The following is a 13,859-nucleotide window of genomic DNA, read 5'->3' as shown; positions in this document are numbered from 1 at the left end:
CGGTTCTAGAGTGGCGGGCATGGTCGAGGGATGTGCGGGTCCGGTTCGGGGGTGCCCGTCGGGTGGTTCTCGGGGTCGGGACGAGGAAGTGGCGGCGCTGGTCCACGGGCTCACCGGTGAGGGGTCGAGGGTGTTGGACGCCGGGTGTGGTGTGGGTGGGGTTGCGGCGGTGTTGGCCGGGTTGGGGCATCAGGTGATGGGGGTGGATGTCGACCTTGAGGCTCTGCGGGTCGCGGCCGAGGAGGTTCCGCGGGTGCCTTTCTGGTTGTCCGACCTGGCGGACTTGGATGTGCCGCAGGCTGCATTGGCCGGGGGTTTTGATGTCGTGCTGTTGGCGGATGTGGTTCCTCGGCTGCGGCCGGGGATCGTGGGGGCTGTGATGGGTCAGCTGGTGGGGGTCTGTCGTCCGGGCGGGTCGGTGGTGGCTGGTTTCGCTGCGGATCCGGGGACGGTCGTCGAGTACGAGGGTGCTTGCCGGTCGGTGGGTCTGGTGGCCGGTGATCGGTGGTCCGGGTGGTCCGGGGAGGTCTTCTCTCCCGGGTCGCGGTATGTGGTGGCGGTGCATCACCGTCCGGTGGTGCGGGAGCAGGGTCCGCGTGCGGGATGGTGGGCGCGTTTGTTCGGGGCGAGGTGAGTGGTGTTGTCCGTGGATTGGGAATGTTCGGGTGGCCGGTTGCCGTGGCGGGTCAGGGCGGTGGATCTGATCTCCCGGTGGTGGGGTCCTCCGGTGTCCGCGATGGACGTGGCTGGGATCGTGTCGGCACGGGAGCAGGCGGTGCCGCCCGGCTGGCCGTGGTCGTGGGTGACCGGTTCGGTGCCGTCGTCGGTGGAGGTGGTCGACGGGTGCGCGGAGGATGCGCGGGGGCGTCGGGTCGGGGTGCGGATGTACCGGCCTGGGCTGCGGGGTGGGCCGGTTCGGTCGGAGTTGTTGCCGGTGGTGGTCTACGTCCACGGGGGTGGGTGGGTGTTGGGCAGTGTGGCGGCCTACGACCCGTTGGCCGGTTACTTGGCGGAGGCGTTGGGTGCTCTGGTGGTGAGTGTGGACTACCGGTTGGCTCCGCAGTGTCCTGCGCCGGCTGCTGCGCTCGACTGTCGCACGGTGGTGCAGTGGGTGTGGGAGCAGGCCGGGGAGTTGGGGGTCGATCCTGACCGGATCGGGGTCTGTGGTGATTCGGCCGGGGGAAATCTCGCTGCGGTCCTCGCGCAGGAGTTACGGGACGAGGCCGAGGCGGGGGTGGACGGTCCGAGGTTGCGGCATCAGGCGTTGATCTATCCGGCGGTCGATGCGGAGCGGTTGACGCCGTCGAAGATGGCGCGGGCGCGTGGGCCGATCCTGTTGCGGGAGGATCTGGACACTTATCTGTCGCACTATCTGGGGGTGTCCGAGGATGCCTTGTCGGCGCATGATCCGCGGATCTCTCCGGCTTTGGGTCGTCTCGAGGGGTTGCCGCCGACGCTGGTGCAGACGGCTCAGTTCGATCCGCTGCGTGACGAGGGCGAATCGTATGCCGCAGCGATGGCGCGCGCGGGGGTGCCGGTGGTGTGTACCCGCTATCGGGGTGCGGTGCACGGGTTTGCGAATTTCCCGGGTGCGGTGTCCGGTGGTTTTTCCCACCGGGTGGAGTTGGTGCGGGAGATCGGGCGTCATCTGGGGTAGGTGGTGTGGGTCGGTGTTCCTTCGAGGACGTCCTGGACGAGGGCGGCGTAGCGGTCGATGAAGGCTTGTTGGCTGGGTTCGTCGAGGTCGTCGCGGAGTTGCATGGGTCGTAGGGCCAGGGCGAGGCCGATCAGGAGGCAGGTGACGGTGTCGGCACGGTCGTGTCCGTCGCGGTTGTCGGGCAGGTGTGCGCGGACGTGGGAGACCACTTGGTCGAGGAAGCGGTCTCGTTCCAGTCGTGGTTCGGGTGATTGCCAGGTGAGGAATACGCCTTGGGCCCAGGGGTCTTTCTCGCCGGTGCGGGCGCGGGCGATGACGCGTCCGACGAGGTAGTGTCCGAGTTCGTCGAGGGGTACTTCGGCGGTGGTGGATGCTCCGACCTGGGGGGTGGAGATGGTGTACAGGGATGCTTTGGAGCCGAAGAGTTTCATCACCAGGGCGGGTGAGACCCCGGCGTCCTCGGCGATGCCTCGGATGGTGACTCCGGCGTAGCCGTGCTGGTGGAACAGTCGTCCTGCGCTGGCCTGGATGCGTTGCCGTGTGGTGTTCTCTCCCATGGTGTTTCCCTTCCAGCTCAGAAGTTACCCTCTGTGGGTCCTCCGGCAGTCCGGTGTGTTTCGGTGAGGTCGGTGAGTGTGCTTCGGGGCCGGTTGGATCGGCTGTCCTTTTTGGCGTGGCGGAGGAGCATGTGGTCGATATGCTGACTTTACGTTTTTCGCCGATGCCGAAGGACTTGCCCCGTGCGTGACGTGATCGTCTTCTCCGGCTCAGCCCATGAACCTCTGGCGCGACGGATCTGCAGTCATCTGGGTGTGCCGTTGTCGCAGGTCGATCTCAAGAGGTTCAGTAACGATTGTCTTCAGGCGCAGTTGTTGGCGAACTGTCGACAGCGGGATGTGTATATCGTCCAGCCTTTGGTGCCGCCGACCCAGGATCATCTCGTGGAGTTGTTGATGATGGTTGATGCCGCGCGGGGGGCGTCGGCTTCGCAGATCACCGCGGTGATTCCTCATTACGCCTACGCGCGTTCGGACAAGAAGGATGCTTCCCGGATCTCGTTGGGTGGTCGGCTGGTGGCGGACATGTTGGTCACTGCCGGGGTTCATCGGGTGTTGACCATGGCGTTGCATGCCCCGCAGGTACACGGTTTCTTCTCCGTACCGGTCGATCATCTGACCGCGATCGGGGTCCTGGCCGATCATTTCCGGGGTCGTTCCCTGGAGGATCATGTCGTGGTCTCCCCTGACCTGGGCAATGCCAAACAGGCCACGTTGTTCGCTCGGCTGTTGGGGTTGCCGGTGGCTGCGGGGAGCAAGCAGCGGGTGTCGGACGAGAAGGTGGTCATCGACTCGATCGTCGGTGATGTCGCGGGGCGGCCGGCCATCGTCTTGGACGACGAGATCGCTACGGGCGGGTCGATCGTAGAACTGTTGGACCGGTTGTCCGATGCGGGTTGTCCACAGGCTTCGGTTGCCTGTACCCATGGGTTGTTCGTCGGGCAGGCGGTGGATCGTCTGAGCGGGCACCCGATGATCTCCGAAGTGGTGACCACCGATACGGTGCCACGGCCTGATAGTTTCGCCACGCTCCAGGTCCGCTCCGTGTCGCGTCTGTTCGCCGAGGCCATCGCCCGCATCCATGTCGGTGAGTCCGTGAGCAGTCTGTTCGACGGGGTCGACCCGGCCCACGCATCTCCACAACGCCAGCTGCCCCTCTACGACGATGCGGCGTTGTGCACGACGGAAGGATGAAGTACACCATGGAGGACTACGCCGTGTACGAGGCCCCCAGCGCTGAGGCGACGCATGCTCCCCGAGTGCCGTGGGCGGGCTTCGGGGTGGATATCGTGCTGGTGCTGTTGTTCGCCGTGATCGGGCGGATCAGTCATGCCGAGACCATGAATCTGCCCGGTTTCCTGATCACCGCGTCCCCTTTCCTGGCGGGTACGGTCGCGGCCTGGGCGGTCCTGGTCGGTCGGGGTCATCCACGGCCGGGGTCTCTCCTGGGCGGCACCATCATCTGGGTGTCCACGGTGGCTGTGGGGATGGCGTTGCGGGCCTTGACCGGTTTGAGTGTCCAGGGCAGTTTCGTGGTGGTGTCCTTGTTGTTCACCGGGTCTTTCCTGTTGGGATGGCGTGCCTTGGGAGACATCCTGGTGCGGCGTTATTCCCGGTGAGGGACCTTTTCCCGGGGGCTGTTGCTGTCCGGCCACATGGTCGGGCAGCAACAGCCCCCGGAGTGTGATTTCCCTCGGGTATGAGGGTTGCGATGTCACCAGAAGGCGCGCGCTGTCTCGGTGGGTCCGTCGACTTCGGTCAGTCCGGCGTCGATGACCCGGACGGGGGCGTCCTCGAGGGAGGACCACAGCTCGGCAGTGGGCTGGTCGAGGACTTGAACGCGCCATCCCTGGCGGTGCCAGGCCTGGAGTTTCGTTGATTCGTGACTCAGGACGAGTTGTTCCCAGGCGAGTTGAGCGGCGTGTCCGCACTGGGCGGCGGCTTTCCCGCTGCTGAGTTCCACTCCAGGGTTCACGGCGATGGTGATCGGCGCGGGGGTGTCCTCGCTCGGGGGGGCGTCCTGGCGGGGGAAGTCGGTTCCGGCGACCTGGAGATCGTCCAGGGCTTTGGGGAGCGGACGGGCCGGCATCGGGACGAAGGCGCGGACCTGGGCGCCGTCGTGGGTGACGGTCACTCCGGGAAGTTCTTGGGCGCGTTCCCAGCGGACCCCGCGGGCGCGGCGGACCAGTTTACGGATGCGGCCGCGGCGCCAATGGTGGACCTCGGCGGCCCAGGGGCCGTCGCCACGGGATCGCGCGTCAGCCAGGAGGGTGACCACAGCCTGGGCTGCGGCTTCACAGACGGCGCGGTGACCGGCCAGGGCGTTCTTGTCGTAGCGCACGGCCAACTGCATGCCCCAGGGTTCGTCGGGGTCGCGGGGTGTTTCCGGGGTGGGCGCGTTCTCGACGTGGTGGGTTTCGTTCACAGATATTCTCCAGTCACCGGTACGTCTTCCACCGGCCGGTGACGGCCGTGCCCGGGATGTCGGTCAGATTCCGTCGTGGTCTGGACGGCGGCGTGGGTCGAGGGAAGGTGGTGGTCCTTGAGCCGGGTGATGTGCATGACCCGTTCGGCTTTGAGCCCGGAGATCCTCATCCATTCGTCGGGGTCGGCAGTATTGGGCAGGGTGTCGTTCTCGGCGAATTCTGCTGCCAAGGCGTCCAGGAGCAGCCCGGTGGTCAGTCCTTTCTCTCCACCGGAGAGGACCTGTTTGACGGCGGCACGTTTGGCGCGGTCGACGATATTGCGGATCATCGCGCCGGAGGCCAGGTCGGCGTAGTCGAGGGTTTCTTCGCGTCCGGAGGCGAAGGTGACGTGGAGGAAGGCGTTCTGCGGTGTACGGGCGTACATGGCGTCGACGACGGTGGTGATCATCCGGTGGACGGCTCGGCGCGGGTCGTGGTCGTCGGTAGCGAGTTCGTCGGCTCCGAGGGGCAGGTCGGGGGTGAGATATTTCGCGAAGATCTCTTGCGCGCCGGCGCGGTCAGGACGGTCGATATGGATCTTCGCGTCGAGTCTCCCCGGGCGCAGGATCGCCGGGTCGATCATGTCCTCCCGGTTGGAGGCACCGATGATGATGACGTTGTCGAGCTGTTCCACCCCGTCGATCTCGGCGAGGAGCTGGGGGACGACGGTGGTCTCCACGTCGCTGGACCGTCCGGATCCCCGGGTACGGAAGAGGCTGTCCATCTCGTCGAAGAAGATGACGACAGGGGCGCCGCCGGAGGCGTGTTCCCTGGCGCGGGCGAAGATCGCCCGAATGTGTCTTTCGGTCTCCCCGACGTATTTGTTCAGCAGTTCGGGGCCTTTGACGTTCAGGAAGTACCCGGTGGCTCTTCTGTCCGGGCCGGTGGCAGCGCTCTGCCGGGCCAGGGATGCGGCTACCGCTTTGGCGATGAGGGTCTTGCCGCATCCGGGAGGCCCGTACAGCAGGACGCCCTTCGGGGGGCGTAGACGGTGTTCCCGGAAGAGTTCGGGATGCAGATAGGGCAGTTCGATCGCGTCGCGGATCTGTTCGATCTGTCCGGTCAGACCGCCGATGTCGGTGTAGGACAGATCGGGGACTTCTTCGAGGAGGACGTCCTGGTCCTCGGCCCGGGGGATGATCTCGTGGACGAAACCTGATCTGGTGTCCAGGAGGACCTGGTCACCTTGGCGTAGCGAAGTCCCGGTCAGTGCCTCGGCCCGACGGACGATCCGCTGGTCGGTGTCGGTCACCATGACCGCCAACCGTCCGTCGGCAAGGATGTCGTGAACGGTCACCACCGACCCGGTGCGGATGTCGTCGACGGCCTCCACCACCGCGAGGGATTCGTTGACCCGCACCTCGGCGCCAGGGGTGAGTTCGCCGGCGGGGACGTCGGGGCTGACCGTGACCCGCATCTTGCGTCCGCCGTGGACGAGGTCGACCGTCCCGTCCGGATGCGTGGCCACCACGCATCCGAAGGTCGACGGTGGCGCGGCCAACGCCTGCACCTGGTTCTTCAGGTCGACCAGTTGGGCACGGACCGTTCCCAACGCCTGCACCAGCTCGGCGTTCTTCCTCGACAGGCCGGTCACCGTCGCCCCTGCCCCTGCGGGAGAGCCCTGACCGGGTTCGGGTGACACTGGGCCTGTCGAGCTGTGGGTCATTCCTGTCCTTGGCCTGGCATGTCGGAGGGGTCGCCGGTCAGTTCCCGGGCGTTCCGGGCGAGACGACGCAGTTTCTTGTCGGACAGCGGCCGTTCGCCCATGGCTTCGGGCGTCCACCCGCCGTCGGTACCGCTGGCGGGTGCGGCGTCGTCGGTGACCGAGGTCGTCTCGTCTCCACCATAGGCGCCTTTGGCGGGGCGACGCTTACGAAGCGGCGGTGTCACCCCTGGCGCCAGCCTGCGGGTCGTGATCAGGAAGCCGGTGTGGCCATGCATACGGTGCTCGGGCCGGACCGCCAGTCCTTCCAGGTGCCATCCGCGGACCATCGACTCCCAGGCGGCCGGTTCGGTGAACCCGCCGTGCGAACGGGCGCTCTCGGCGACCCGGGACAGTTGGGTGGCGGTGGCCACGTAGCAGATGAGCACCCCGCCGGGAGCGAGTGCATCGGCGACGACGTCGAGACATTCCCAGGGGGCGAGCATGTCCAGGACGACCCGGTCCACGCTTCCCGGAGCGACCTGCCCGGGAAGTTGCTCGACCAGGTCACCGACCGTGACCGTCCAGGCCGGGTGCGTCCCACCGAAGAAGGACTCGACATTGGCGCGAGCGATGTCGGCGAACTCCGGCCGCCGTTCGAAGCTGTGGACCCGTCCTGCGTCACCGACGGCGCGCAACAAGGACATGGACAAGGCACCCGAGCCCACCCCGGCTTCGACGACATGGGCTCCGGGGAAGATGTCGGCCATCTGCACGATCTGGCCGGCGTCCTTGGGATAGACGACGGCGGCACCGCGGGGCATCGACATGACGAAGTCGCAGAGCAGGGGACGCAGGGCCAGGTACTCGACGCCGCTGGTGTTCGTGGCGGTGGACCCGTCGGGGCGGCCGATCAGGTCGTCGTGGGCGAGGCTCCCCCGGTGGGTGAAGAACTGGCCACCGGCTTGCAGGGTGATGGTGTGCATCCGACCCTTGGGGTCGGTGAGTTGTACCCGGTCCCCCGCAGCGAAAGGGCCGCGACACCGGGTCGCTCCCGTCGGAATCGGCGGTGTGGCATCGGGCTGAAGGCTCATGGGCACCAAGTCTAGGTGCCGGATTCGGCAGGTTCGGACACAGCCTGTTCGACGTCCCCGGAGGTCAAGACACCCACGCATCGTCCGTGGCTGTCCTGCAGGACGATCACTCCGTACGGGGAGGAGACCAGCGCGGGGAGGAAAGCGGCGACGCAGCCGTTCGGGTCGTCGTCCTGCCGGGCCAACCATCCCGGAGGCTGGGTGAGCAGGAGCGCCCCGGCCGGGACGGTGGCGACCTGCTCGGGAGAAAGCCGACCGAAGGCTTCGGGGTCGACGAGCCCGGCAGGTGTCCCGTCCGTGTCGAGCAGGACGGGGACGGCGGACCCGCCGGGACTCTGCCCCACCCGTTCGGGGACGGCGAGCGCTGGTTCTGTCACGCCGACCAGAGCGACCGGTCGCATCACCTCGGCCAGGGAGATCTTCTCGGCGGCGGCCAGGGCCTTTCCGGTCGCGATCGACGAGGTGGCCCCGGCCCACAGGAAGGCTCCGATGAAGGCCAACCAGGCCACATTCCACAGGTTGACCTCGTCCCCGGAGAGCAGCGGGCGCAGGACCAGCCAGATCACGGCGAATGCGGTGACGGCGCGGCCGGCCCATCCTGCGGTGACGAGTCCTGCGCTGCGGCGGCCGGTGTAGCGCCATACGGCGGCGTCGACGAGGAATCCGCCGTCGAGGGGCAGCCCCGGGAGGAGGTTGAACAGGGCGACGAAGGCGTTGGAGAAGGTCCAGGCGTATCCCAGCAGGCGGGGTATCCCCGGGGGGAGGAGCGGGAGGAGGATCCATCCGCCGGCGGCGAGGAGGGCGTTGGCGATCGGTCCGCTGACGGCGACGAGCGCGCTGCCTCGGGGGGAGGGGCGTGCGGTGGTGTACGTGGTGTGGCCGCCCCAGAGGTTCACCACGATCTGTTCGACGTCGTATCCGCACCGTCGTGCGGCGACGGCGTGTGCGGCTTCGTGGCAGAGGACGCTGACGGCCAGGAGGAGCGCATAGGCGAGGGCGACGAGGTAGGCGGTGGCGGTGCCGATGCCGGGGAGGACACGGTCCACGTCGGGGCCGAAGACCAGGACGACCACTGCGGTGATGACGAACCAGCTCGTCGAGAGGTATACCGGGACTCCGCCGACGGCGCCCAGGCGCAGTCGGCGGGGGGCGGTGGCGTCTGTTCCTTCGAGGACTCCAGGGCCGCCGTTCGTCTCGGGGCTGGTGGACATGGCTCCGAGAGTACGGCAAGGGCCGGTGGTCGTTCCGGGTGTGATCATCCTCGGGAGATCGTTCCGGTCGTGGTGTCGGTGAGGGGTGGGATGTCCCGGCGGAGCGGTGTCGGACATTCTTCCTACAGTGGAGGCATGCCTGTAGCTCTGTCCCCGAGTCGTGCGAGCGACTTCATGCAGTGCCCGTTGTTGTACCGCTTCCGGACCATCGACAGGCTGCCTGAGGCGCCGTCGGCCGCTGCCGCCCGGGGGACTCTCGTGCATGCCGTGTTGGAGCGGCTCTTCGACCTGCCTGCGCCGCGTCGGACGGTGGAGGAGGCCTGCGCCCTGCTTCCCGGCGAGTGGTCCCGTCTGGTCGCCGAACGGCCTGATCTGGCGGTCCTGGTGTCGTCCGAGGGAGAGGAACCGTCCGAGGAGGGGGTGTCCGAGCAGGTCTGGTTCGATGCGGCGCGGGTGCTGGTCGAGCGGTGGTTCACCTTGGAGGATCCGGTGCGATTGGAGCCGGCCGAACGTGAGCTCTATGTCGAAGCGGATCTGGACGGGATCACCCTGCGCGGATATGTCGACCGGTTGGATGTCGCTCCGGACGGGCGGATGAGGGTCGTCGACTACAAGACGGGGCGTTCACCCAGCCCGCTCTTCGAGGGCAAGGCTCTCTTCCAGATGAAGTTCTACGCCCTGGTGTTGTGGCGCATGTACGACCGGTTGCCGACATTGCTGCAGTTGGTCTATCTGGGCAACGGCGAGATGGTGCGCTACGAGCCTCGGGAGGAGGATCTGCGCGCGGTCGAACGGAAGATCAAGGCGTTGAGCGTCGCTATCGACCGGGCGGCCGAGACCGGCGAGTTCCGGCCGAGCCCGGGTCGATTGTGCGACTGGTGCGATCACCGGGCGTTGTGTCCCGCGTGGGGTGGCACCCCTCCCCCGATGCCTGCCCGGTGATCCTCGACCGCCGGGCACGCCAGGGGCAACAGGTCGGCGGCCCGCACCCCGGCCAGAGAGTCCAACAGGACCAGGCCGGGGCGAGGGGGCACCTCCTCCACGGACGGCGTGACCAGGGTGGGAATGCCGGCGTCGGCGGCTGAGGTCGAACCGGTGACGGAGTCTTCGACGGCGACACACGTCAGCCGCGCCGCGGAGGGCACGCCCAGCATGGTCAATGCCGTCAGATAGGGCTCGGGGTGTGGTTTTCCCCGGGTGACGGCGTCGCCGGTCACGATGGCGGTGAAGATCCCCGGTGGGAGTTCACCCAGGACGATGTCGAGGATGGGCCGCCACGACATCGTCACCAGGGCCTGGGGGATCCGCGCAGCATGCAGTTCGTGCAGGAGCTCGCGGGCCCCCGGGCGCCAGGGGACGTGGTCACGGATCCGTTCGACGACTCCGTTCTGCAGTCTGTCCACGATCTGCGGCACGGGCAGGGTCACCGGTGAGTGCGCGCGCAGTAGCGCGGCAGAGTCGGGGAGTGCTTTGCCGACCAGGGTGAGGGCGTCCTCCATGGTCCAGGTGCCGCCGTATTCCTCGACGAGGTGGCGTTCTTCCTCGTACCAGTACGGTTCGGTGTGCATCACCGTTCCGTCGAAGTCCCAGAGCACCGCGGTGGGCAGGTCCGGCGCGGGGGTGGGCGGGTCCGTGGGGTTCATACCTTGAAGTACTTCGCTTCCGTGTGGTGGACGACGAGGGCGTCGGTGGACTGTTCCGGGTGGAGTTGTAGTTCTTCGGAGAGTTCGACGCCGATGCGGCCTGGTTCGAGGAGGCGGACGAGGGTGGCCCGGTCTTCCAGGTCGGGGCAGGCAGGGTAGCCGAAGCTGTATCGGCATCCGTGGAAGCGGACGTCGAGGACCTGGTCGAGGGGTAGTTCTCCCATTTTTTCCAGGCCGAGTTCCTCACGGATGCGGGCGTGCCACATTTCGGCGAGGGCTTCGGTGAGTTGGACGGACAGGCCGTGGAGTTCGAGGTATTCGCGGTAGGCGTGTCTGGCGTAGAGCTGTGCGGTGACCTCGGAGACGTGTGCGCCCATGGTGACGAGTTGGAGGGGCAGGACGTCGGGTCCGTGTGTGCGGGCTTCGTCGTGGTCGCGGAAGAAGTCGGACAGGCAGAGTCGTCGGTCGCGTTGTTGACGGGGGAAGGAGAAGCGGGCGATCTCGGTGAAGGATGTTCCGGCGTCGTCGGGGTCGAAGACGACGAGGTCGTTCTCGGTGGAATAGCAGGGGAAGTAGCCGTAGACGACGGCGGGTTCCATGATCTTCTCGGCGGTGATGCGGTCGAGCCACATCCGTAGTCGGGGTCGTCCTTCGGTCTCGACGAGTTCTTCGTAGGTGGCGCTTTCCCGTCCTGCGCCTTCGCCCCGGCCGGGTTTGAGGCCCCACTGCCCGAGGAAAGTGGCTCGTTCGTCGAGGTAGGCGGCGTAATCGGCGAGTTTGACGCCTTTGACGACTCTGGTTCCCCAGAAGGGCGGTTCGGGAGTGTGGGCGGGGCGGGCGATCTCGGATCGGGTGGTGTCCGGGATATGGGTGTCCTCGGTGGTGTCCGGTGCGCGTCTGGGCACTCTGCGGGGACGTAGCGCGGGGAGGGTGTCGGCGAGGGTGGTGGTCGGGTCGGTGCGGGCTGCGGCGATGGCGTCCATGAGCCGTAGTCCTTCGAAGGCGTCGCGGGCGTAGCGGACTTCGCCGGCATAGATCTCGGCGAGGTCGGTCTCGACGTAGGCGCGGGTCAGTGCGGCGCCGCCGAGGAGGACGGGCCAGCGGGCGGCCAGGCCCCGGGTGTTCAGCTCTTCGAGGTTCTCCTTCATGATGACGGTCGACTTCACCAGCAGCCCGGACATGCCGATCGCGTCGACCTGGTGTTCTTCGGCGGCGGAGATGATCTCGTTGATGGGTTGTTTGATGCCCAGGTTGACGACCTCGTAGCCGTTGTTGGACAGGATGATGTCGACGAGGTTCTTCCCGATGTCGTGGACATCGCCTTTGACGGTGGCCAGGAGGATCTTCGCTTTGGCCTGGCGGGTCGCCCCGGTGGCGGCGGTGGCGGCTTCGATGGCCGGTTCGAGGTGGGCGACGGCAGTTTTCATCGTCTCTGCGGACTGCAGGACGAAGGGTAGTTGCATGCGGCCGGAGCCGAAGAGTTCGCCGACGGTCTTCATCCCGGCGAGCAAGTGGTCGTTGATGATCTCCAGGGGTCCGGTGCCTGCGGCGAGCGCTTCGTCGAGGTCGGTTTCCAGTCCGGTCCGTTCTCCGTCGACGATGCGTCGGGCGAGGCGCTCGCCCAGTGGGAGGGCTGCGAGTTCGGCGGCGCGGGATTCCTTGACGGAGGCGGAGTCGACGCCTTCGAAGAGTTCGAGCATGCGTGCCAGGGGGTCGTAGACGAGCCGTCCGTCGCCGTCGTACTCGCGCCGGTCGTAGACGAGGTCGAGGGCGACTTTGAGTTGTTCTTCGGGGATGCGGGCGACGGGGAGGATCTTCGCGGAGTTGACGATGGCGCTGGACAGGCCGGCTTTGGCGCATTCGGCGAGGAAGACGGAGTTCAGGACGACGCGGGCTGCGGGTTTGAGACCGAAGCTGACGTTGGACACTCCCAGGGTGGTGCTGATGCCGGGGTGGCGGAGGTTGATCTCGCGGATGGCTTCGATGGTTTCGATGCCGTCGCGGCGGGTCTCTTCCTGTCCGGTCGCGATGGGGAAGGTCAGGCAGTCGACGATGATGTCTTCGACGGCCATCCCCCATTCCTGGGTGAGTGCGGTGACGAGCCGGTCGGCCACGGCGACTTTGTGGGCGGTGGTGCGGGCCTGTCCGCTCTCGTCGATGGTCAGGGCGACGACGGCCGCGCCGTGTTCGGCGACGAGCCGCATCATCCGGACGAAGCGGCTGTTCTCCCCGTCGCCGTCCTCGTAGTTCACCGAGTTGATGACGGCCCGGCCGCCGAGACGTTCGAGCCCGGCTTGGACGACGTTCGGTTCGGTGGAGTCCAGGACCAGGGGCAGGGTGCTGGTGGTGGCGAGGCGGAAGGCCAGCAGGCTCATGTCGTCGCGGCCGTCACGACCGACGTAGTCGACGCAGACGTCGAGCAGGTGTGCGCCGTCCCGGATCTGTTCGCGGGCGATGTCGATGCAGTCGTCCCACCGTCCGTCGAGCATCGCTTCGCGGAAGGCCTTGGAACCGTTGGCGTTGGTGCGTTCCCCGATGGACAGGAAGGAGGCGTCCTGGTGGAGGGGTACGGCGGTGTACAGGCTGGCGACCGAGGGTTCGCGGGCGATCTGGCGGGCGGGGACGTCCATGCCGGAGACTGCTTCGACGACGGCGGCCATGTGCGCGGGGGTGCTGCCGCAGCAGCCTCCGACGATGGACACCCCGTAGTCGGTGACGAACCTGCGGTGGGATTCGGCGAGTTCGTCCGGGGTGAGGGGATAGCAGGCGCCGTCCTTGGTGAGTTCGGGGAGTCCGGCGTTGGGCATCACGCTCAACGGGATCGGCGAGTAGGTGGACAGGTGTCGGAGATGTTCGCTCATCTCGGCGGGTCCGGTCGCGCAGTTCAGGCCGATGGCGTCGATCCCCAGGGGGGTGAGTGCGGCGAGTGCGGCGCCGATCTCGGATCCCATGAGCATGGTTCCGGTGGTTTCCACAGTGACCTGCACGATGATCGGTTGGTCGGTGCCTGCTGCGGTGAGCGCGCGGCGGCATCCGGCGGCGGCGGCCTTGGCCTGGAGGAGGTCCTGGCAGGTCTCGACGAGGAGGGCGTCTGCGCCGCCGTCGATGAGGCCGGCGGCGCAGGTCTGGTAGGCGTCCCGCAGTTCTGCGTAGGTGGTGTGGCCGAGGCTGGGGAGTTTGGTGCCTGGTCCGATGGAGCCCAGGACGAATCGGGGGTGGTTCTCGGTGGTTCGGGCGTCGGCGGCTTCCCGGGCGATGGCGGCGCCGGCCCGGGCGAGTTCGTAGATCCGCTCGGGGATGTCGTATTCGCCGAGGTTGGCGAGGTTGGCGCCGAAGGTGTTGGTCTCGATGGCGTCGCAGCCGACGTCGAGATAGGCGTCGTGGACGGAGCGGACGATGTCAGGCCGGGTGACATTGAGGATTTCGTTGCAGCCTTCGTAGCCTTGGAAGTCGTCCAGGCTGGGGTCCTGGGCCTGCAGCATGGTGCCCATGCCGCCGTCGGCGACGATGACTTTGCGGCCCAGGAGGGCCCGGAATGCTTCGGAGCGGCTGCTCACGTGATTCTCCTCGCAGCAGTGACGACGACCTCG

At 67.1% G+C, this 13,859-nt stretch carries 12 protein-coding genes; 5 read left to right on the top strand and 7 right to left on the bottom strand.

All coding sequences use genetic code 11. The features are described from left to right. The first annotated feature begins 19 nt into the window (after positions 1–19). Positions 20–634, top strand: a complete 615-nt coding sequence (locus AUCHE_RS03555; protein WP_081578119.1) for a class I SAM-dependent methyltransferase — start codon at positions 20–22, stop codon at positions 632–634. Between the two features lie 3 nt (positions 635–637). Next, positions 638–1,657 carry an alpha/beta hydrolase gene (locus tag AUCHE_RS03550; RefSeq protein WP_143114858.1) on the top strand — a complete coding sequence of 340 codons (1,020 nt, stop codon included), beginning with the start codon at positions 638–640 and terminating at the stop codon, positions 1,655–1,657. Here the strand turns inward: AUCHE_RS03550 and AUCHE_RS03545 are convergent. Then, entirely contained in the window at positions 1,645–2,214 is a 570-nt protein-coding gene (locus AUCHE_RS03545) for a TetR/AcrR family transcriptional regulator (RefSeq protein ID WP_006501903.1), read from the bottom strand. The two genes, AUCHE_RS03550 and AUCHE_RS03545, sit on opposite strands and share 13 nt — an antisense overlap. A gap of 183 nt (positions 2,215–2,397) precedes the next feature. Here AUCHE_RS03545 and AUCHE_RS03540 point away from each other — a divergent pair, with 183 nt between their 5' ends. Both AUCHE_RS03540 and AUCHE_RS03535 read left to right on the top strand, forming a co-directional pair. Next, positions 2,398–3,408: a ribose-phosphate diphosphokinase gene (locus AUCHE_RS03540; protein ID WP_006501902.1), complete on the top strand. Its 1,011-nt coding sequence runs from the start codon at positions 2,398–2,400 to the stop codon at positions 3,406–3,408. Further along, a complete protein-coding gene (locus AUCHE_RS03535) occupies positions 3,405–3,833 on the top strand; it encodes a DUF3054 domain-containing protein (RefSeq protein ID WP_006501901.1) in 429 nt (142 codons plus the stop codon). The genes AUCHE_RS03540 and AUCHE_RS03535 overlap by 4 nt, the downstream gene beginning before the upstream one ends. 95 nt (positions 3,834–3,928) lie before the next feature. Here the strand turns inward: AUCHE_RS03535 and AUCHE_RS03530 are convergent, their stop codons facing one another. Genes AUCHE_RS03530 through AUCHE_RS03515 form a run of 4 tightly spaced genes read right to left on the bottom strand, consistent with a single transcriptional unit; the run spans position 3,929 to position 8,626 of the window. Beyond that, positions 3,929–4,639, bottom strand: coding sequence for a peptidyl-tRNA hydrolase (locus AUCHE_RS03530; protein WP_006501900.1), 711 nt, complete (start codon positions 4,637–4,639; stop codon positions 3,929–3,931). Next, entirely contained in the window at positions 4,636–6,345 is a 1,710-nt protein-coding gene (gene arc, locus AUCHE_RS03525; RefSeq protein ID WP_081578118.1) for a proteasome ATPase, read from the bottom strand. Before arc ends, AUCHE_RS03530 begins: the two co-directional genes overlap by 4 nt. Further along, positions 6,342–7,415 carry a tRNA (adenine-N1)-methyltransferase gene (locus AUCHE_RS03520; protein WP_006501898.1) on the bottom strand — a complete coding sequence of 358 codons (1,074 nt, stop codon included), beginning with the start codon at positions 7,413–7,415 and terminating at the stop codon, positions 6,342–6,344. Before AUCHE_RS03520 ends, arc begins: the two co-directional genes overlap by 4 nt. Before the next feature lie 11 nt (positions 7,416–7,426). After that, entirely contained in the window at positions 7,427–8,626 is a 1,200-nt protein-coding gene (locus AUCHE_RS03515; RefSeq protein ID WP_006501897.1) for a M50 family metallopeptidase, read from the bottom strand. A 135-nt stretch (positions 8,627–8,761) separates the two neighbouring features. Between AUCHE_RS03515 and AUCHE_RS03510 the strand changes: the two genes are divergently transcribed. Beyond that, positions 8,762–9,568 carry a RecB family exonuclease gene (locus AUCHE_RS03510; protein WP_040321515.1) on the top strand — a complete coding sequence of 269 codons (807 nt, stop codon included), beginning with the start codon at positions 8,762–8,764 and terminating at the stop codon, positions 9,566–9,568. On the opposite strand, the gene AUCHE_RS03505 is transcribed toward AUCHE_RS03510, so the two are convergent. Both AUCHE_RS03505 and metH read right to left on the bottom strand, forming a co-directional pair. Further along, on the bottom strand, positions 9,511–10,269 hold the full coding sequence (locus tag AUCHE_RS03505) for an HAD family hydrolase (RefSeq protein ID WP_006501895.1): 759 nt from the start codon (positions 10,267–10,269) through the stop codon (positions 9,511–9,513). The genes AUCHE_RS03510 and AUCHE_RS03505 overlap by 58 nt on opposite strands. Continuing rightward, positions 10,266–13,826, bottom strand: coding sequence for a methionine synthase (metH, locus tag AUCHE_RS03500; protein ID WP_006501894.1), 3,561 nt, complete (start codon positions 13,824–13,826; stop codon positions 10,266–10,268). Before metH ends, AUCHE_RS03505 begins: the two co-directional genes overlap by 4 nt. Positions 13,827–13,859: the final 33 nt, after the last annotated feature.

Source organism: Austwickia chelonae NBRC 105200, assembly GCF_000298175.1.
GTDB lineage: Bacteria > Actinomycetota > Actinomycetes > Actinomycetales > Dermatophilaceae > Austwickia > Austwickia chelonae.
Note: the sequence above shows the minus strand (reverse complement) of the source record. Positions and strands in the feature narration are given on the sequence as shown.

Excerpts from the sequence above, each read along its gene's own strand:
- AUCHE_RS03510 (WP_040321515.1), top strand. The coding sequence starts at position 8,762 with ATGCCTGTAGCTCTGTCCCCGAGTCGTGCGAGCGACTTCATGCAGTGC.
- AUCHE_RS03505 (WP_006501895.1), bottom strand. The coding sequence starts at position 10,269 with ATGAACCCCACGGACCCGCCCACCCCCGCGCCGGACCTGCCCACCGCG.
- AUCHE_RS03535 (WP_006501901.1), top strand. The coding sequence starts at position 3,405 with ATGAAGTACACCATGGAGGACTACGCCGTGTACGAGGCCCCCAGCGCT.
- AUCHE_RS03515 (WP_006501897.1), bottom strand. The coding sequence starts at position 8,626 with ATGTCCACCAGCCCCGAGACGAACGGCGGCCCTGGAGTCCTCGAAGGA.
- AUCHE_RS03545 (WP_006501903.1), bottom strand. The coding sequence starts at position 2,214 with ATGGGAGAGAACACCACACGGCAACGCATCCAGGCCAGCGCAGGACGA.
- AUCHE_RS03555 (WP_081578119.1), top strand. The coding sequence starts at position 20 with ATGGTCGAGGGATGTGCGGGTCCGGTTCGGGGGTGCCCGTCGGGTGGT.
- AUCHE_RS03520 (WP_006501898.1), bottom strand. The coding sequence starts at position 7,415 with ATGAGCCTTCAGCCCGATGCCACACCGCCGATTCCGACGGGAGCGACC.
- arc (WP_081578118.1), bottom strand. The coding sequence starts at position 6,345 with ATGACCCACAGCTCGACAGGCCCAGTGTCACCCGAACCCGGTCAGGGC.